The 482-nt window shown below is 56.2% G+C and carries 1 protein-coding gene; it reads right to left on the bottom strand.

The window, feature by feature from the left end; translation table 11 throughout:
* Positions 1-482: IS3 family transposase (locus AAEZ03_RS25850; protein WP_350582567.1), on the bottom strand; the 482-nt coding region annotated here is incomplete at both ends.

Here is a 482-nt window from a genome sequence, read left to right on the forward strand (position 1 = left end):
TCCATCACTGAGTTATCCCAGCAATTACCTTTACGGCTCATGCTTTGCTGCATGTCGTTTCGAGCCAGCAGCGCTCTGTAGCTCACGCTGGCGTATTGACTGCCGCGATCCGAGTGGGCGATCAGGCCCGGTGGCGGTTGGCGCTGAGCGATAGCTAGCTGCATTGCGCTGCACACCAATTCTGCTGGCATGTTGGGGGCCATCGACCACCCCACTACCTTGCGCGAGAACAAGTCCAACACCACCGCCAGATAGAGCCAGCCACTGCGAGTTCTAATGTAGGTGATATCCGCCACCCAGGCCTTGTTCACAGCCTCAGGCTCAAACTGGCGGTTCAACACATTCTCGGCAATCGGCAGATCATGTTTGCTATCGGTGGTGTGCACAAACTTACGTTTCCAGGCCGAGCGCAAGCCATTTGAACGCATCAGCCCGCGGATTTTATAAAGCCCCACTTCGATGCCCTGGGCCTGCAAAACCTT

Source organism: Pseudomonas sp. HY2-MNA-CIBAN-0224, assembly GCF_040310285.1.
Taxonomy (GTDB): domain Bacteria; phylum Pseudomonadota; class Gammaproteobacteria; order Pseudomonadales; family Pseudomonadaceae; genus Aquipseudomonas; species Aquipseudomonas helleri.